This window comes from Streptomyces sp. NBC_01166 (assembly GCF_045039765.1).
GTDB lineage: Bacteria > Actinomycetota > Actinomycetes > Streptomycetales > Streptomycetaceae > Streptomyces.
On record NZ_CP108613.1, the window covers coordinates 2,604,541 to 2,622,110 of the forward strand.

A 17,570-nucleotide genomic window follows, 5' to 3' on the forward strand; every position below is an offset into this window, starting at 1 on the left:
AGGAGCCCCGACGTGACCGCTCACGCCCCCTCCCCCGCTCCCCCACCGCAGGCCCAGCCCCGTAAAGCGGCGCTCGCCGCCTGGATCGGCAGCGCGCTGGAGTACTACGACTTCTTCATCTACGGCAGCGCGGCGGCGCTGATCTTCCCCGAGGTCTTCTTCGACGAGTCCGATCCGGCGAACGCGACCCTGATGTCGCTGGCCACCTTCGGTGTCGCCTACGCGGCCCGTCCGGTCGGCGCACTCTTCCTCGGGCACGTCGGCGACCGGCTCGGCCGCAAGAAGATCATGGTCTTCACGCTGATGCTGATGGGCCTCTCGACGTTCCTCATCGGCTGTCTGCCCACCCGGGAGCAGATCGGCGGGGCGGCACCCGTCCTGCTCGTCCTCCTGCGGATCCTTCAGGGCATCTCCGCGGCGGGTGAGCAGGCCAGCGCCAACTCGATGAGCCTGGAACACGCGCCCCAGCACCGGCGCGGCTACTTCACCAGCTTCACCATCAACGGGACGCAGGCCGGTCAGCTGATCGCGACCCTGGCGTTCATCCCGGTCGCCGTCCTGCCCGAGGAGCAGCTCCTCTCCTGGGGCTGGCGCATCCCGTTCTGGCTGAGCGTCGCCGTCGCGGTCACCGGTTACGTCATCCGGCGCACCCTGGAGGAGACCCCGGTCTTCACCAAGCAGGCGGCGACCGAGGGCGTGGCCAAGATGCCGCTGGCCGTGCTGCTGCGCGACCACTGGGCCGACGTGCTGCGGGTCGTCGCGGCCTCCGTGATCGCCACGGTCAGCACGATCTTCACCGTCTGGGCGCTGTCGTACGCCACCAGCGACGCCGTCGGCCTGAGCCGCACCGGCATGCTCTGGGTGGGCGCGCTGGCCAATGTGGTCGCCCTGTTCACCATCCCGCTCTGGGCGCGGCTCTCGGACCGCGTCGGTCGCCGGCCGGTCTTCCTCATCGGCGCCGTGGGCAGCGCGGTGGTGATGCCCCTGTACCTGTGGGCGATCTCCACGGGCAGCTATCCGCTGGTGCTGATCCTCGGCGTGCTGGTCTTCGGCGTCGTCTACAGCGCGGCCAACGGCATCTGGCCCGCCTTCTACGCCGAGATGTTCCCCACCCGGGTCAGGCTCTCGGGCATGGCGATCGGCACCCAGACCGGCTTCGCCATCGCCGGCTTCGCCGTGGCCTTCGCCTCGCAGATCGCCGGGCCCGACGGCGACAACTGGGCCGGGGTCGCCGTCTTCGCCGCCGCCCTCTGTCTGCCGCCGGTCGTCGCGGCGCTCTCCGCCCGCGAGACGGCACATGTGGACACGGAACAGCTCGGGGAGCGCGGCGCGGTCGCCGCGGAGCCCGGAGTGTCGGTCAAGGCCTGATCCCCCGCACGGCGCCGCCCCCGGCGCTGAGCCGTCCGAGTGGCGGACCCGCCGCCGCGGACGGACCCCGGGGGACGCGGCGATCCACCCCGAAGGGGTGCGGGGCCGGCTCGGGAGGGCCGCCCCGCACCCCTTCGGCCCGTGTGCCGGTCCGGCCGGTGTCCGCCCTACGCCTTGCTGCCGGCCGGTTCGGGGGCCGGCTCCCCGGCCGCGTCCCCGGCCTCGCGGTCCGGCCGCCCGGCCGCACCGGGGACGGCCTGGAGCCTGCGCGGCCCCGACAGGGCGTACGTCAGCCCGAAGCCCGCGGCCACCACCGCCGCACCGCCGACCGCGTCCAGCACCCAGTGGTTGCCCGTCGCGATGATCGCGGAGACCGTGAACAGCGGGTGCAGCAGCCCCAGGACCTTCATCCACGCCTTCGGCGCGAGCAGGGCGATCACCACACCGCACCACAGCGACCAGCCGAAGTGCAGGGACGGCATCGCCGCGTACTGGTTGGTCATCGCGGTCAGCGCCCCGAAATCGGGGCTGTCGAGGTCCTGCACACCGTGGACCGTGTCGATGAATCCGAGCCCCGGCATCAGACGCGGCGGTGCCAGCGGGTAGAGCCAGAAGCCGACGAGGGCGAGGACCGTGGCGAACCCGATGGTGCTGCGGGCCCAGCGGTAGTCCGGGGGCCGCCGCACGTACAGCACCCCGAGGATCGCGAGCGGCACGATGAAGTGGAACGTCGAGTAGTAGTAGTCGAAGAAGTCCCGCAGCCAGGGGATGCCGACGACGGTGTGGTTGGCCCAGTGCTCGATGTCGATGTGCAGCCACTGCTCCGCGGAGTGGATCTGCCGGCCGTGCTCCTCGGCGGTGGAGCGCCCGGCGGTGGCCGCCAGCCGGACCTTCGCGTAGGCGGAGTAGACGACCCTGATGAGCAGGAGTTCCAGCAGCAGGTTGGGGCGGCTGAGCACGCGCCGCCAGAACGGCAGCAGCGGCACCCACGCGTGACGCGCCGGCACCGGCTTCGCGTAGTCCGTGGGGATCGGCCGCTGCCAGTAGGGCGAGGTGCGGGAGAGGAAGGGCACGGCGCAGGCCGCGCCGAGCGCGGCGACGAGCAGGATGTTGTCGCGCACGGGCAGGACCACGCCGACGTTCGGCAGCAGCATCTTCCCCGGCAGGGTGAGGACGAGCACCACGACCGCCGGCCAGACCAGCCGGTCCGAGGCCCGGGTGCCGGCCCGGCCGACGACGGCGAGCAGCACCCAGAGAAGCTGGTGCTGCCATGCGGTGGGAGAGACGGCGACGGCCACGCATCCGGTGATCGCGACGGCCAGGAGCAGCTGCCCGTCCTGGGCGTAGTGCGCCGCGCGGCGCAGTCCGAGAAGGACGACGGCGGCGGCGAGGACGAGGAACAGGGCGATCTCGAGCGGACCCTGGAGACCGAAGCGCAGCAGTGCGCCGTGCAGGGACTGGTTCGCCAGGCTGTCCGGGCTGTCCCCGAGGCCGGCACCCGCGAGATGGTGCACCCAGTACGCCCATGAGTCACGCGGCATCACCGCCCAGGCCAGCGCCGTGCAGACGGCGAAGGTGGCACCGCCGCTCACGGCGGCCCTGCGTCTCCCGGTGAGCCAGAACAGGACGGCGAAGAGCAGGACGGCGGGCTGGAGGGCCGCGGCGACACCGGTCAGCACGCCCGGAAGGCGCTCACCGCGTGCCGCGAAACAGGCGACGAGCACCAGCAGGACCGGGAGGATGCTGGTCTGGCCCAGGTGCAGGGTGTTGCGGACGGGCAGCGACACCATCAGCAGGGTGATCGCGACGGGCGCCGCCAGGAACGCGGTACGCCGGCCCACCGGCGCGGGCAGGGCGCGGACGGCGACGAAGCCGAGTCCCACGACGAGCAGCAGCGAACCGAAGGTCCACACCACGCCGAGCGCCTGCTGCGCGGAGACCGTCAGCGGCTTCAGCACCAGCCCGGCGAAGGGCGTCCCGGTGAACCTGCCCGGGTCGTACAGGGACCCCGCGATGTGCAGGACCCCGGTCGCACCGGTCCAGGTCTCCAGATCGGTGAGGCGTTCACCCGGCGGCCGCCGGAGCACCACCGCCACCTGCCGTACCGCCAGGACGCCGACGAGCAGCCACAGGACAGCTCTCGCCGTAGCGGCTCTCGTCCCCGGATCCGCCGCCGCGTCCCCCCGCACACTGCGCTCCACATCTGTCACGCTGCGCCGACCCTCCCGTTTTCATGCACTGTCCCCTCGGCCCGGGTATGTGCGGATGAAGCCTCGCATTGCCCTATGAGGTAGACACCATCAACCCCCACTTAGCCTGACTGTCACCACTGGTTTGCCGAAAGAATGCCCGGACAGGACTCGGCGGCCCTTCTGGCGGCATCCGTCATCGGGCCGGGTCAGTCCTCGTACGCCGGTATGTCCGCCTGCCAGCCCGCGAAGAGGGGGACGTCCGAGGAGCCGTCCAGGACGACGATCCCGAAGGGCCGGTCGAAGGCGATGTGCCGCCCCCGTCGTGCGACCGCCGTCCGCAGGGCCACGACCGTGATCGCCGCGGCCTCCACACCCTCCTCCGCGACCTTCAGCACGGCTTCCTGGACCACGTCGGAGATACAGACGGGCTGCCGGGAGAGTCCCGAGAAGTCCGCCAGGGCCATCGTGGTCGCGCGACGTACACCGAGGGCCGGCAGCTGGTCGTCGACCTGAATGTTCGTACGCAGGGTGAATCTCGGAACGGCGACCGTCACTTCGTCGGCATCGAGCGGGGCACGCTCCTCGCCGGACGCCCACGCCGCGGGCAGGACCTGCGCCGCGCCCGCTCCCGGCTCCCCCAGGACCAGCCTGATCCGCGCCGGAGCCGCGGCGCCCCGCTCCGTACGGCAGCGCAGCTCCACGACGTGCGCGCCGGCGACCGTCCACGCGTCCCGCACCGGCACCGACGCGTGCATCGTCGCTGCCGGGCGTGTCCTGCCCGCATCGTCGGTGAAGGGGGCCTCGCGCGTCCGGTTCACCTCGAAAGGGGTCTCCCAGAGCGCTTTCAGGGCCAGCGCGTTGACGAGTGCGAAGGAGACACCGTCGAGCTCCATCGGCAGCCGTTCGATCAGGCCGCCGGTCCGCTCGCACACCCAGGCGTCGATCTCGTCCTGGTCGACCGGCCCGAACGCGATGTCGGGGAGCGCGTCCTTGTACTCCTGACGGATGGTCAGCCTGCTCCACACCCTGGTCGCCACATTCAGCGCCTCGGTGCGCTCCCACTCCCGCGCCGCGTCCGTCACCACGGCCGCGGCCCCCGGGCCCGCCACACCGAGCAGGGTGCGCAGCTCGGCGGCCGTCTCCGTACGGGCGCCCGCGGCGGCGGCCGCCAGGGCCAGCCACAGTCCGGCGGGCGAGCACACGAAGCCGCCCCTTCCGGGCCGCGCCAGCTCCCGGATCCACCGCTCCCCGAGCCGCTGGACGGCCGCCGTCGTGGTCGTGTCCCGCATGTTCACTGCCCCCTGCACGTATTAATGGTTCGTCATCCCGTCGCACCCTGGACAGAATGTACGAATGACGTGGACCGTGACCCCCGAACACTTCGGCAGCCCCGAGGCGACCCTGCTGCGGCGGGACTACTACGACGAGGTGGCGAGCCGCTACTGGGGCCGTCCGGCGACCACGGCTGAGATCGACGACGGGCTGAGGGACGACGGCGTCGACCGGCTCGCCCCGCCCACCGGGGAGTTCCTGGTGGGCCGGTACGACGGCAAGCCGGCGAGCTGCGCGGGCCTGCGGCTGGTGGACGCGGCGACGGCGGAGCTGACCCGGGTGTACGTCCGGCCCGCCTTCCGCTCGACGGGCGGTGGCGGCCTGCTGCTCGCGGGCATCGAGAGCGCCGCGCGGGCGTACGGGGTGCGGCGGATCCGTCTCGACACCCGTAACGACTTGGTGGAGGCGCGCGGGCTGTACGCGAAGCACGGTTATGCGGAGATTCCGGCGTTCAACCAGGGCCCCTACGCGGAGCACTGGCTCGCCAAGGAGCTCTGAGCTCCTCCGGGCGGGCCGTCAGCCCACCGAGTGGTCGCGGCGCGGTTCGGGCATGTGCGGCCGCTCCTTGCTCGACCCGCTCACCTCGGACGACAGCTCCGTCACCAGCCGGATCAGGTCGGTGGGCCGGTCCGGGCCCCACCAGTCGCCCAGGAGCTCGGCCAGCGACTCCTCGCGGGCGTGCGAGAGCTTGACCACGGCCTCCGCGCCCTTCTCGGTGAGCACCAGCTGCATGCCCTCGCGCCGGGCGAAGCCGTGCCCCTCCACCTGGCGGGCGGCCGAGGTGATCACCCGCAGCGGCACGGGGGCGACCTCGGCCAGCCGGCCCGGCTCGACGGTGCCGTGCCGTTTGATGCGCAGCAGCAGCCAGCTGGCGGCGGGCTGCAGGTCGTACCCGGCCTTCTCGGTGATCTTCTCGTAGATCTCCCGGCGCCCCTCGCGGGTGGCGAGCACCGAGAGGGCGCGGGCGCATTCGTCGTACGAGGAGCGCTGGACCGGGTTGGAGGCCAGGGTCTCGCTGGTGTCGGGCGCCGTCACCGATCCGCGCAGGGGCTCCTCCTTGAGGAACCAGGAGAAGACGAACGCGACGAGGACGACGGGCACGGCGTACAGGAAGACGTCGGTGATCGAGGTCGAGTAGGCGCTCAGCACCGAGGGGCGCAGATCGGCCGGGAGCCGGCCGATGGCCCGGGGGTCGGCGGCCAGTGCCCCGGCGTCGACACCGGGCGGCAGGGAACGGCCGCTGAGCGCCTCCTGGAGTTTGCCGGAGAGCCGGTTGGTGAAGATGGTGCCGAACACGGCCACGCCGAAGGACGCTCCGATGGAGCGGAAGAAGGTCGCCCCGGAGGTGGCCACGCCGAGGTCCTCGTAGCCGACGGAGTTCTGCACGATCAGCACGAGCACCTGCATGACCAGGCCGAGTCCGGCGCCGAAGACGAAGAAGCAGAGGCTCATCGTCCAGGTGGAACTGTTCTCGGAGAGGGTGTGGAGCAGCAGCAGGCCGACGACGGTGATGGCGGTGCCGGCGATCGGGAAGACCTTCCAGCGGCCGGTCCGGCTGACGATCTGGCCGGAGCCGGTCGAGGTGATCAGCAGCCCGAGGACCATGGGCAGCATGTGCACACCGGACAGGGTCGGGGTGATGCCGTGCACCACCTGGAGGAATGTCGGCAGGTAGGTCATGGCGCCGAACATGGCGAAGCCGATGACGAAGCTGATGACGGCGACGAGGGTGAAGGTCCGCTTCCGGAAGAGCTTCAGCGGCAGCACCGGTTCGGCCGCCCGTCGCTCGGCCGCGATGAACGCGACGAGCAGCACCACGGCGAGGACCGTGAGGACGATGATCTGCGGGGAGGCCCAGGCCCAGGTGGTCCCGCCGAGCGAGGCGACGAGGACCAGGCAGGTGGCGACGGAGGCGATGAGGAAGGTGCCCAGGTAGTCGATGGTGTGCTTGGTGCGGCGGACCGGGATGTGCAGGGCACCGGCGATGACGAGCAGCGCGACGACGCCGACGGGCAGGTTGATGTAGAAGACCCAGCGCCAGCTGAGGTGCTCGGTGAAGAAGCCGCCGAGCAGCGGTCCCAGCACGCTGGTCACCCCGAACACCGCTCCGAACAGGCCCTGGTACTTGCCTCGCTCGCGAGGGGCGACGATGTCGCCGACGATGGCCATCGACAGCACCATCAGTCCGCCGCCGCCGAGCCCCTGGAGGGCTCGGAAGCCGATCAGCTGCGGCATGTTCTGGGCCATCCCGCAGAGCGCGGAGCCCACGAGGAAGATGACGATGGCCGTCTGGAAGAGCTTCTTGCGCCCGTACTGGTCGCCGAGCTTGCCCCAGAGCGGGGTCGCCGCGGTCGCCGCCAGCATGTAGGCGGTCACCACCCATGACAGGTGGTCCAGGCCGCCCAGTTCGCTGACGATCGTGGGCAGAGCGGTGGACACGATGGTCTGATCGAGTGCGGCGAGCAGCATGCCGAGGAGCAGTGCGCCGATGGACACCAGGACGTTCCGCCGGGACCGCCCCTCACCTTCCGCCAGGGGTGGCGGGCTCAACTGCTGGGCCATGGGCATCTCCTCGGGTCCGCTTCCCCCCTATCCTGTCCGCTCTGTGACGTTATGGCCTGCCGAGCAGCGGTACGGGCGTTGGGCTTGCCTGTGGCGGCCTGCATAATCGCAGGCAGTTCGATGGGGAGGGGAACCCACAATGACCGGACACGTATGCCCGGAGTGCGGTGGCGAGCAGGGCGCGAGACCCGGGGCGGGGTGTGCCTGCGGTGCCCGTACGGCCGAGCGGGACGCCCGGTCGGCGGAAATCGCGGCGGCCGAGGACTTCGACCCGTTGCGGATCCGGCCTTATGTGACGCTGAACAGCGACGAGACCGAGGGCTCCGGCGCCCCGGCGGCGGAGACGACGATGCCGCTGTTCCTGGACGGCGCGGGAGGCGGAGCGCCGGGACCCGGGGTCTCGCCGGGTGCGCCGCCCGACGCGGTCACCGCGGACGAGACCCGCCGGCGTACGGCCGCCTCCTATGCGGGCGGCGGCCCCGACCCGGTGCAACCGCGCCGCCGGCGCCCGTTCGCCGTTGTCGCCGTGGGGGCGGCGGTCGCCGCGGTGGTGGGCACGGCTGCTTTCGCGAGCGGGCTGTTCGACGACGAGGAGCGCCGGGACACCGCGCTGCCCGAGGTCACGACGAGCGCGCCGGCCGCGAGCGACGAGCCGGCCGCGTCGGTGTCGGTGTCCCCGTCCGCGTCCCCCTCGGCCACGCCGTCCGGGTCCGCGTCGGCGTCGCCCTCGGCGTCCGCCTCGCCGTCGAAGAGCCCGTCGGCGTCGCGTTCGGCCACCCCTTCGACGTCACCGTCGCCGTCCGTGTCCGCGACGAAGGCGCCCGCCCCCACGACGGCCGCGGCGGCACCGCCCGTCGAGGAGGCGTCGGGGAGCACGCTGCGGCGCGGCGACCGCGGCGCGGAGGTCTCCGAGCTCCAGCGACGACTGCAGGAGGTCTGGGTCTACCGGGGGCCGGACGACGGCGACTACTCGGAGCGGGTGGAGGACGCCGTGGCCGAGTTCCAGAGGTGGGTGTCGGTCAAGGGCGATCCCTCGGGTGTCTACGGCCCGGAGACCCGCCGCGCCCTGGAGGCACAGACGAGCGGCCACGGGCGCCGGTCCTGAGCGTCCGGGTTCGGATACCGGTCGGCGCGGACTCCACGACATCTCCGACCGCGGGATTGGCGTTTCGGCGGAGGTTTTTGTATCGTGGAGGAACAAAGTAGCCTCCGCTCGTTCTCCCTGACCGGCGGGCGGGGCTACTTGTTTTCTTCACCGCAGCTACGAGCTGTTCCCCCGCGCTCTGGAGCATGCCGATGTCGGCCACCGTCCTCGAAGCCCGCGCCCTCCTGTTGGACATGGACGGCACCCTCGTGAACTCCGACGCGGTGGTGGAGCGCTGCTGGCGTCGCTGGGCGATCGCACAGGGGCTCGACCCCGAGGCGGCGCTCAAGGTGGTCCACGGCCGCCAGGGTTACGCCACGATGGCCGCGCTGCTGCCGGACCGTCCCATGGAGCAGAACTACGCGGAGAACCGGATCATGCTCGCCGAGGAGACCGCCGACACGGACGGCGTGGTGCCCATCGGCGGCGCCACCGCCTTCATGGCGTCGATCGCCGGCCTCCCCCACGCACTGGTGACCTCCGCCGACGAGGCGCTCGCCCAGGCCCGGATGACCGCCGCGGCCCTGCCGGTGCCGGAGACCCGCGTGACCGCGGAGATGGTCGGCGCCAGCAAGCCCGACCCCGAGGGCTTCCTCAAGGGCGCGGCCGAGCTGGGCTTCGACCCGGCGGACTGCATCGTCTTCGAGGACTCCGAGGCGGGCATCGCGGCGGGCCGTGCGGCCGGCATGCGCGTCGTGGGCGTCGGCCCGCGCGCGGCGGCGCTCTCCCCCGACGCCCATGTCGAGGACCTGACGCGACTCCGGGTGGAGGCGGGCGCGGACGGCTCGATCCGCCTGCACATCGACACCCCGTAACCCTTTCCCCGGTTCATCCTTCGAGGACGGCCCCGCTCGGCGTACAGCCCGAGCGGGGCCGTCCTCGTCTCACTCCCGGTGCAGCACCCCCCGGGCGACCAGCTCCAGCACCAGTGCGACGGCGACCGTCTGGACCGCCATCAGCGCCACCAGGACGAACAGCTGAACGGCGCCCGCCTCCACAGGTGAGGCGCCGCCCAGCAGCATGCCCACGAAGGCCCCGGGCAGGGTGACGAGCCCCACGGTCCGGGTCTGGTCCAGCCCCGGCAGCAGCGCGTCCGAAGCGGCGGGGCGGGCGATCTCCAGCCGGGCGTCCCGGTCGAGCAGACCGAGCGCCATCCCCGCCTCCACCTCCCCGCGCCGCACCTCGAGCTCGTCCAGCGCGCGGCGCCCGCCGAGCACGGTCGCGGTGAGCGCGCCCCCGATGAGGATGCCGGTGACCGGGATCAGGGTGATTCCCCGCGCCGGAAGGAGCCCGGTGAGCAGCAGCGCCACCACCACCGGCACGACGCCCGCCGCGATCGGCACGGCGGCCCACCACCAGGTGCGGTTACGGGTGATCCGCCGGCCCGCGGTGCGCACCGCGACCGCGAACATCAGCGCCAGGAAGCCGAGCAGGGGCCCCAGGGAGCGCACCACCCAGCCGATGAGCAGGGAGACGACGGCCAGCTGGACCGCGGCCCGCACCCCTGCGACGGCGATCTCACGCGACCTGCCCAGCGAGGCCCACGCGGCGACGGCGGCGGCGCACACCAGGAGCACGGCGAGCACGACACCGAGGGCGGGACCGACCGGAAGCAGCACGCGGCAACCCTAAGGGCTGCCGGGCCGTCAACCTCCGTACTCGAACAACCTTCGGACGGGACGTCAGACCGACCGTCCTACCTCTTGATGTGACGTGCGCATGTCGTCACTCTGTTACCTGGCGACCACCCCGACGAAACCCGGCGCCGCCACGATGGTCCGGCTCGACAGGTCGCCCGCTCGACATCCCCCCACACCAAGGGAGTTCACATGTCCGGTATCTACGCGCGTCGCATAGCCGTCGTCGCCGCCTCGGCCGCGCTCGCCGCCACCACCGGGCTCCTCACGGCCCCCACCGCCCAGGCCGCGATGCCCACCCCGGTCAGCGCCTCGACCGCCCGTACGTATCTGGGGCAGCTCACCGTCTCCACCGAGGGCTCCTCGTCCGGCTACAGCCGCGACAAGTTCCCGCACTGGATCACCCAGTCGGGAGCGTGCAACACCCGCGAGGTGGTGCTGAAGCGTGACGGCACCGGCGTCGTACAGGACTCCGCCTGCGCCGCGACCAGCGGCAGCTGGTACTCGGAGTACGACGGCGCCACCTGGACCGCCGCGTCCGACCTGGACATCGACCACATGGTCCCGCTCGCCGAGGCCTGGCGTTCCGGGGCCAGCGGCTGGACCAACGCGGAGCGCCAGTCCTTCGCCAACGACCTGACCCGCCCTCAGCTCATCGCGGTCACCGACAACGTCAACCAGTCCAAGAGCGACCAGGACCCGGGTGAGTGGCTCCCGTCACGCACCACCTACCGCTGCACCTACGCCCGCGCCTGGGTGCACGTGAAGCACTACTACGACCTCACCGTCGACTCCACCGAGAAGAGCGCCCTGCAGTCCGTCCTGAACGGCTGCTGACCGCCCTCCCGCCCCGGCGGGACCCGCCCTCCTCCGTCGCCCCGTACCCTACGGAGCCATCGACGACGGCGACGCGAGGAGGGCACACATGGCCGGGCTACGCCTCGGACCACTGCTGAGGTACGTCGACTGGGAGTCCGGCTCCCGGGCGACGGTCTGGGTGGAGGCGACCAGGCCCTGCACGGCGGAGGTCCGCTGCGCGGACGGAGCGGGCGGGGTCTCCCCCACGTTCGCCGTCCAGGGGCACCACTACGCCCTGGTGGTGGTGACGGGCCTGACCCCCGGCTCGGCCACACCGTACGAGGTGCTGCTCGACGGCCACCGCGTATGGCCGCCCGAGGACTCCCGCTTCCCGCCGAGCACCATCAGCACACCCCCCGTGGACCGGCCGGACGACATGGATCCGGTGCGGGTCGCGTTCGGGTCCTGCCGCTGGGCGGCCCCGCCCGCCCACGGGCACGACGCCATCGGCCCGGACGCGCTCGACGCGCTGGCCACCCGCCTCGCCGCCGACCCCGGCGCCGTACGCCCGGACGTCCTCCTGCTCCTCGGCGACCAGGTGTACGCGGACGAGACGTCGCAGGCCACGCAGAGACGGCTCGCCGCCCGGCGCGATCTCGACGAGGCTCCCGGCGCGGAGGTCGCCGACTACGAGGAGTACACCCACCTCTACGACGAGTCCTGGCGCGACCCGGACGTGCGATGGCTGCTCTCCACGGTCCCCAGCTGCATGATCTTCGACGACCACGACGTCATAGACGACTGGAACACCAGCGCCGCCTGGGTCCGGGACATGCGTCGCACGCCGTGGTGGCACGAGCGCATCGTCAGCGGGCTCATGTCGTACTGGGTCTACCAGCACCTCGGCAACCTCTCCCCCGACGCCCTGGAGGCCGACCCGGTCTACGCGGCCGTGCGCGCCGTGCCGGACGGCACCGAGACCCTGCGCGACCACGCGGCGGCGGCGGACGCCGACCCCACGCTGACCCGGTGGAGCTACCGGCGTGTTTTCGGCCGAGTACGGCTGCTGATGGTGGACACCCGGGCGGCCCGGTCCCTCGAGGAACAGCACCGGTCGATGCTCCGCGAGGAGGAGGAGAGGTGGCTGCGCGACGAGGTGCTCGCGGACCCCGGGGCGTACGACCATCTGTTGATCGGCACCTCGCTGCCATGGCTCCTGCCGCCTCTCATACACGAGGCGGAGACCTGGAACGCCGCACTGTGCCGAGGGGACCGGGGCGAACGCTGGGCGCGCCGCGGGGAGAAGGTGCGCCGGGCCGGTGACCTGGAGCATTGGGCCGCGTTCCCGGAGTCCTTCCGCCGTCTGTCGGAGCTGCTGAGGGAGGCGGGCAGCGGGCCGGACGCGCCCGCGACGGTATGCGTGCTCTCGGGCGATGTGCACCATGCGTACATCGCCGAACCCCAGTGGTCCGGTTCCGCCCCGGAAGGCACTCCCGACGCCCACGTCCTGCAACTGACCTGCTCTCCCGTCCACAACTCCATCCCCGGGTACGTACGCGCCGGCTTCCGCTTCGGCTGGAGCCGGGTGGGCCGGTGGCTCGGGCGCGCGCTGGCGCACCACGGACGGACGGGGAGCCCGCCGATGCGCTGGCGCAAGACGGGTGGGCCGTGGTTCGGCAATCAGCTGATGACCCTCACCCTGCACGGCCGGAAAGCTGCGCTGACATTGGTTCAGGCCAGAGCCAGGCCCGCTGGAGCACAGCTCGAGACGGTTCTGGAGCGGTCACTGACTTCGAACGAATGACCAATTTTCAGCCAGTCGACAGAATGTTGAACTTGCAAGCAATAGTGAGGTCACCCTAACCTGAGGGGCCCCGATCGGTTCACGTCCCCAGACCGAAGGAGCCCCACCCCCCATGTTCATACGTCTGAACCGGGCCCAGCCCTACGCACTCGGCCTTTTCCGCGTCGTCATCGGCTTTCTCTTCGCCTGCCACGGCGCCGCCTCGCTCTTCGGAGTCCTGGGCGGCTCCATGGGCGGCGGCACCGTCCCCACCGGCACCTGGCCGGGCTGGTACGCCGCGGTGATCCAGCTCGTCGGCGGCATCCTGGTCGCCCTCGGCCTCGGTACCCGCATCGCCGCACTCGTCTCCTCCGGCTCCATGGCCTACGCGTACTTCAAGGTGCACCAGCCCGAGTCGCTGTTCCCCCTGCAGAACGGCGGCGAGGCCTCCGCGGTCTTCTGCTGGGCCTTCCTGCTGCTGGTCTTCACCGGCCCGGGCGCCATCGCCCTTGACCGCTTGTTCTCCTCGCGCGGCGGCGCCGCGAACGAGAGCGAACCCGCTCCCGAGAAGGCCCGGGCCGTCTCGGTCTGACCCCACGCTCCCCACGCCCCGGCCCCCCTCCTCCCGAGGGGGGCCGGGGTCGTACGTGACCTGCGCGACATCGGCCGCCGGGCCGGTGAATACCAGGTGAACCGGGTGAACAGCAGGCGTACGCTGTACAGCTGGCCCTGCCGCCCCTGCCGCTCCCCTGCGACGTCGCGGCGTTGACACGGAACACGGGAACGGGGAGTAGAAAGTGCTCGAGAGTGTGGGTGCGCTGACAGGCAGCCCATGGATCTACGCGGTGGTCGCCCTCTCGGTACTCCTGGACGTCTTCCTGCCCGTCCTCCCCAGCGGCGTCCTGGTGATCGCCGCGGCCACCGCCGCCGCCGCGAGCACGACCACGGTCACCGCCGCGGCCGGTGAGGCCGCCCGGCACGTGCCCTCACTGCTGGTGCTGACCCTCTGTGCCGCCACCGCCTCCGTCCTCGGCGACCTCATCGCCTACCGCCTCGCCTGGCGCGGCGGCGAACGCCTCGACCGTGCCATCGCCCGGTCCCGCCGCCTCACCTCCGCCCAGGAGCGTCTCGGCGCGGCGCTGAGCCGCGGCGGAGGGGCGCTGGTCGTCGTCGCCCGCTTCGCCCCGGCCGGCCGCTCCGTCGTCTCCCTGGGCGCGGGCGCCGCTCACCGCAAGGTGAAGGAGTTTCTGCCCTGGTCGGCCGTGGCCGGAGTGGCCTGGGCGGTCTACAGCGTGGGCCTCGGCTACTTCGGCGGCCAGTGGCTGGGCGCGGGCTGGCTGGGCACGGCCGTCTCCGTCCTCGCCCTGTTCCTGGCGGGCGCACTCGCGGCGGTGGTCGTCCGCCGTCCCGCGCACGCCTCAGCCGCGCCGGTCGCCGGAGCCCCGGCCGGGACCTGACGCCCCGGTCCGCTCAGACCCGGGCGGCGCCCCGGATCTCCAGACCGTCCAGCAGCCGCTGGGTGGCCTCGGTGATCTCTTCGACCGCGCGGTCGAAGACCTCCTGGTTGTGCGCGGCGGGCGCACGGAAGCCCGAGACCTTGCGCACGTACTGCAGGGCGGCGGCTCTCATCTCCTCCTCGGTGGCCTCTTCGGGGATGGACGGCGGACGAAGCGTCTTGATGCTGCGGCACATGTCTCCAGTGTGCGACGCGCCACTGACAAAGCGCCCGGCGATCTATGGACGCAGCCGGTCCCCGAGCCGCTGGAGCGCCGGGACGACGTAATTCCCGTCGAGAACCGCCCGGCCGGGGACGTGGAGCCGCAGAACCGGCCGGAAGACGCCGGCCGGCAGCGGCAGCCAGTTGGCCGCACCGGCCGCGTCCGCCGGCGGATCCGCGGACAGGCGCAGCGTCAGCGACCCGTCGTCGCCGTGGACGAGCCCGGGTGTCCGGTCCCCGATCGCGTACCGGTCCGCAGCGTTCGTCACCAGGTGGCCCCCGGGGCTGTCGTACACGGTCAGCGACCAGAACGCCCCGACCGGCGGTGGCTGCGTGAGGCGCAGCGCATAGCTGTGCGCCCCGTCGAGCGGGCGTCCCCGGGAGTCACGGGACGTGTGGGCGTACAGCGCCTCGTACCCATGGGGCAGCCAGCGTCCCCGCCGGGCCGCCACCGCCCTCACCAGGTACGACGCCTCCCGGTCGGAGATCTTCCACTCCGGTGAGCGGAGCGTGCCGACGCCGAAGTGGTCCAGGTTGTAGTCGCGCAGGTGCGGAATCATCCGCCAGGCACCCGGGACGCCCTCGGCCGCGACGGTGTGCGGGCGGGCCGCCTCCTCCACCCGCAGCCTTCCCAGCGCGAGCCCCCGCCGCAGCGCGCGTACGAGGCCGGGCCCGGCCGAGACGTACGGCGAGATCCCCTCCTCCAGGAGCCCAAGGGGCTGGAATCGGTCCTGGTAGGCGCGATCGGCGGCGGCGGGCGGGAAGTCGGCCATCCAGACCCGGAGCTCTTCGAAGAACCGCAGCTCGCCCGGGACCCCGGTCTCGGTCGCCGGGAGCCCGGTCCGGTGGGCCCGGTCGCCCAGGTGCGTGAGTGTGAGCTCCTGCTGGAGCGCCCTGACCCGGGGCATGTCCTCCGGTCCGTCGCAGGCGAGGCGGCCGAGGACGGAGACGACGGAGGTGGGGGCGTCGATCACCCCGGACACCACGTCGGGGACGGTGCCGGCCCATCCGGGCGGCACGACCATCCAGTCACCCTCGTCCGTGCCGGTGGCCCGGGTGCCGAGGTAGGCGAAGGCGTTGCCCCAGGCGTCGACGAACTGGAGGACGTAGTACGCCCCGCCGGTGTCCGGGACGTGCAGCCGGACCGGCCCTCCGGAGAGGTCGAGCTGGGCGAGCGCGTCGACGAGGTCGGCCGGGGCGTACGGGGTGTGCGTGCCGGGCGTGGCGGGTCCGTCGGCATGGGCGAAGTCGTTGAAGGGTGCGGGTGCCAGCGTCCCGCAGCCCTCCTGGAGACAGGCCTGGACGGCCGACAGCTGACGGACGAGCGGGGATCCGTAGACGTAGGCGTCGGCGGCCAGCGCCGTGACCGCGTCCGGCTCCAAGCCGCCTCGCCCCGGGTTCACGTCAGATGACCGGCTTCGCCCGGTGGGCGCACAGGGCCCAGATCACGAAGGTGTCGAGCGCGATGGAGATGATCGCCCACACCGGCTGGTACGGCAGCCAGATGAAGTTGGCGATCAGGTTCAGGGCCGCCAGCCCGACGCCCACGCCCCACGCCCAGGCCGCACCCTTGAGGATGCTCCATCCGACGAGTACCAGGAGCACCCCGAGGATCAGGTGGATCCAGCCCCAGGTGGTGATGTCGAACTTGAACGTGTAGTTGCTGATGCGCGTGTACACGTCGTCGGAGGCGATGCCCGCGACCCCCTTGACGATGGCGAGGATGCCGTCGACGAGGAGCACGATCCCCGCGAACAGGACCCCGGTGGCCGCCCAGGGACTGCCGGGACCGGGGGCGGACGGGCGCGAGGAGCCGGGGGTGGATGCTGACTGGGCCATGGGACTCCTCCACTCGACGGGCCACGCGCATCACGGCGGGCAGATCCGACCCTGTGCGACGACCTCACCGGCCACGACCCGGACGCGCCCGTTCGGGTGACGGCCTTTCGCTGTCCCGCCGCCCGCTCAGGGCGCTCCCACAGTCACGACCTGACCCTGCGCGTCGACGGTGAGCACCACCCGCTCGACCTTGTTCGTCAGTGCACGGACCCCCGGACGACGCCCCGGAGGCAGCACGAGAAGACCGTCAGGAAGGCGTGCAGCACATGGTTGACCGGCTGCCCTCGAACCAGCACGGCCTGGCTTCCGGACCGCGACTCCACCCGCCATCCGGCGGCGACCCGCCGGCTCACCACCCAGTCGAGCATCAGGCCCCGCTGCGCGTCGTCGGGTGTTCCCGCGCTCGCCCCGTAGTAGCCGGGGGGCGGTTCGAGTGACGTCTCGTGCCGGTGTGCTCCACGACGCTTCACGGGGCTCACCCCCAGGTCTCGAGGTCTCCGCCCCGCCACTCGATCAACTCCGGCTGGTCCAGGTCGATCTCCTCGGCCCCCTGGGCGAGCCCGGCCCGCCGGAGGAACGAGGCCACGTCACCGCGCCCGTGCGCGAGCCCGACGATCTGCCCGCGCACGGTCACCCGTCGCCCACCGGTCGGTGAGGGCGGGTACACGATCACAGGCGGATGTCCGGACATGACTCCACGGTCCCCCGTGCCTCGTCGCCTCGCATCCCGGGACCCTCCGGAGCGGACGGGGACCGGCGCCGCAACAGGAACGGCGTGGTCAGCAGCAGGACCGCCGCTGCCGCGATGGCCGTCCGGGTGCCGACGACGGCGGCCAGCACACCCCATACCGCCGTCACCGCCGCGATCCCCGCCGTGCTCGTCACCGTCCAGGCGGTGAGGACGGGGCCACCCGGTCGGCCGGTACGCGTTCGAGCCGGTGGGTGGCGAAGAGCGGGTTGAAGACGCCCATGCACGCGACGGCCACGACCTCCGCCGCATCCCGGTCCGCGACCCGGCCCCGGTCTACCCCCACGCCCTGGTCCGCCGCCGGAGCAACCCGCACCCGGCGCTCGCGGCCCTGCGCGCGTACCTCGCGGCGGCACGGCCGAAGGCGGAGGGCGAGCTGTGGAAGCCGGGCTGGTCCACGACATGAGCCGGGACCGCGAACTACGTCCCGACAGCCGCTTGTCGTGACCT

19 protein-coding genes are annotated in these 17,570 nt (G+C 72.3%); 9 read left to right on the forward strand and 10 right to left on the reverse strand.

Going from position 1 to position 17,570, the window contains the following annotated elements; genetic code table 11:
* Window positions 1-12 precede the first annotated feature (12 nt).
* Entirely contained in the window at window positions 13-1,368 is a 1,356-nt protein-coding gene (locus tag OG379_RS12025; RefSeq protein WP_405661956.1) for an MFS transporter, read from the forward strand.
* Window positions 1,369-1,535: 167 nt separating this feature from the next.
* Here OG379_RS12025 and OG379_RS12030 read toward each other — a convergent pair whose 3' ends face one another.
* Together OG379_RS12030 and OG379_RS12035 are read right to left on the reverse strand one after the other, a co-directional pair.
* Window positions 1,536-3,557 (reverse strand): bifunctional glycosyltransferase 87/phosphatase PAP2 family protein, encoded by a 2,022-nt coding sequence (locus tag OG379_RS12030; RefSeq protein ID WP_405668483.1) that lies wholly within the window; start codon window positions 3,555-3,557, stop codon window positions 1,536-1,538.
* A 209-nt stretch (window positions 3,558-3,766) separates the two neighbouring features.
* On the reverse strand, window positions 3,767-4,849 hold the full coding sequence (locus OG379_RS12035; protein WP_405668485.1) for a serpin family protein: 1,083 nt from the start codon (window positions 4,847-4,849) through the stop codon (window positions 3,767-3,769).
* A 64-nt stretch (window positions 4,850-4,913) separates the two neighbouring features.
* Between OG379_RS12035 and OG379_RS12040 the strand changes: the two genes are divergently transcribed.
* Entirely contained in the window at window positions 4,914-5,390 is a 477-nt protein-coding gene (locus OG379_RS12040) for a GNAT family N-acetyltransferase (RefSeq protein ID WP_405661958.1), read from the forward strand.
* Window positions 5,391-5,408: 18 nt separating this feature from the next.
* On the opposite strand, the gene OG379_RS12045 is transcribed toward OG379_RS12040, so the two are convergent.
* Window positions 5,409-7,454, reverse strand: a complete 2,046-nt coding sequence (locus tag OG379_RS12045) for a DHA2 family efflux MFS transporter permease subunit (RefSeq protein WP_405661960.1) — start codon at window positions 7,452-7,454, stop codon at window positions 5,409-5,411.
* 139 nt (window positions 7,455-7,593) lie between these two features.
* Between OG379_RS12045 and OG379_RS12050 the strand changes: the two genes are divergently transcribed.
* Window positions 7,594-8,559, forward strand: a complete 966-nt coding sequence (locus tag OG379_RS12050) for a peptidoglycan-binding protein (protein ID WP_405661961.1) — start codon at window positions 7,594-7,596, stop codon at window positions 8,557-8,559.
* A gap of 191 nt (window positions 8,560-8,750) precedes the next feature.
* On the forward strand, window positions 8,751-9,413 hold the full coding sequence (locus OG379_RS12055) for an HAD-IA family hydrolase (RefSeq protein ID WP_405661963.1): 663 nt from the start codon (window positions 8,751-8,753) through the stop codon (window positions 9,411-9,413).
* 69 nt (window positions 9,414-9,482) lie between these two features.
* Here OG379_RS12055 and OG379_RS12060 read toward each other — a convergent pair whose 3' ends face one another.
* A complete protein-coding gene (locus OG379_RS12060; RefSeq protein ID WP_393761577.1) occupies window positions 9,483-10,217 on the reverse strand; it encodes an ABC transporter permease in 735 nt (244 codons plus the stop codon).
* 210 nt (window positions 10,218-10,427) lie between these two features.
* Here OG379_RS12060 and OG379_RS12065 point away from each other — a divergent pair, with 210 nt between their 5' ends.
* From OG379_RS12065 to OG379_RS12080, 4 genes are all read left to right on the forward strand, one after another.
* On the forward strand, window positions 10,428-11,072 hold the full coding sequence (locus tag OG379_RS12065) for an HNH endonuclease family protein (protein WP_405661966.1): 645 nt from the start codon (window positions 10,428-10,430) through the stop codon (window positions 11,070-11,072).
* An 88-nt stretch (window positions 11,073-11,160) separates the two neighbouring features.
* The gene (locus tag OG379_RS12070; RefSeq protein WP_405661969.1) at window positions 11,161-12,837 is read left to right on the forward strand and encodes an alkaline phosphatase D family protein; all 1,677 of its coding nucleotides are present in this window, start codon (window positions 11,161-11,163) and stop codon (window positions 12,835-12,837) included.
* A gap of 112 nt (window positions 12,838-12,949) precedes the next feature.
* Window positions 12,950-13,408, forward strand: coding sequence for a DoxX family protein (locus OG379_RS12075; RefSeq protein ID WP_405661971.1), 459 nt, complete (start codon window positions 12,950-12,952; stop codon window positions 13,406-13,408).
* Between the two features lie 205 nt (window positions 13,409-13,613).
* On the forward strand, window positions 13,614-14,273 hold the full coding sequence (locus OG379_RS12080) for a DedA family protein (protein WP_405661972.1): 660 nt from the start codon (window positions 13,614-13,616) through the stop codon (window positions 14,271-14,273).
* A gap of 13 nt (window positions 14,274-14,286) precedes the next feature.
* On the opposite strand, the gene OG379_RS12085 is transcribed toward OG379_RS12080, so the two are convergent.
* From OG379_RS12085 to OG379_RS12110, 6 genes are all read right to left on the reverse strand, one after another.
* Window positions 14,287-14,508 carry a DUF2277 domain-containing protein gene (locus tag OG379_RS12085; RefSeq protein ID WP_104785181.1) on the reverse strand — a complete coding sequence of 74 codons (222 nt, stop codon included), beginning with the start codon at window positions 14,506-14,508 and terminating at the stop codon, window positions 14,287-14,289.
* A 42-nt stretch (window positions 14,509-14,550) separates the two neighbouring features.
* Window positions 14,551-15,936 carry a DUF1254 domain-containing protein gene (locus OG379_RS12090; protein WP_405661974.1) on the reverse strand — a complete coding sequence of 462 codons (1,386 nt, stop codon included), beginning with the start codon at window positions 15,934-15,936 and terminating at the stop codon, window positions 14,551-14,553.
* Window position 15,937: 1 nt separating this feature from the next.
* Window positions 15,938-16,372, reverse strand: a complete 435-nt coding sequence (locus OG379_RS12095) for a hypothetical protein (RefSeq protein WP_405661976.1) — start codon at window positions 16,370-16,372, stop codon at window positions 15,938-15,940.
* A 197-nt stretch (window positions 16,373-16,569) separates the two neighbouring features.
* Window positions 16,570-16,842 carry a hypothetical protein gene (locus tag OG379_RS12100; protein ID WP_405661978.1) on the reverse strand — a complete coding sequence of 91 codons (273 nt, stop codon included), beginning with the start codon at window positions 16,840-16,842 and terminating at the stop codon, window positions 16,570-16,572.
* A gap of 5 nt (window positions 16,843-16,847) precedes the next feature.
* Window positions 16,848-17,063, reverse strand: coding sequence for a hypothetical protein (locus OG379_RS12105; protein ID WP_393761595.1), 216 nt, complete (start codon window positions 17,061-17,063; stop codon window positions 16,848-16,850).
* Window positions 17,042-17,257 (reverse strand): hypothetical protein, encoded by a 216-nt coding sequence (locus OG379_RS12110; RefSeq protein ID WP_405661981.1) that lies wholly within the window; start codon window positions 17,255-17,257, stop codon window positions 17,042-17,044. Before OG379_RS12110 ends, OG379_RS12105 begins: the two co-directional genes overlap by 22 nt.
* Window positions 17,258-17,310: 53 nt before the next feature.
* Here OG379_RS12110 and OG379_RS12115 point away from each other — a divergent pair, with 53 nt between their 5' ends.
* Window positions 17,311-17,526 carry a hypothetical protein gene (locus tag OG379_RS12115; protein WP_405661983.1) on the forward strand — a complete coding sequence of 72 codons (216 nt, stop codon included), beginning with the start codon at window positions 17,311-17,313 and terminating at the stop codon, window positions 17,524-17,526.
* The last annotated feature ends 44 nt before the right edge of the window (window positions 17,527-17,570 follow it).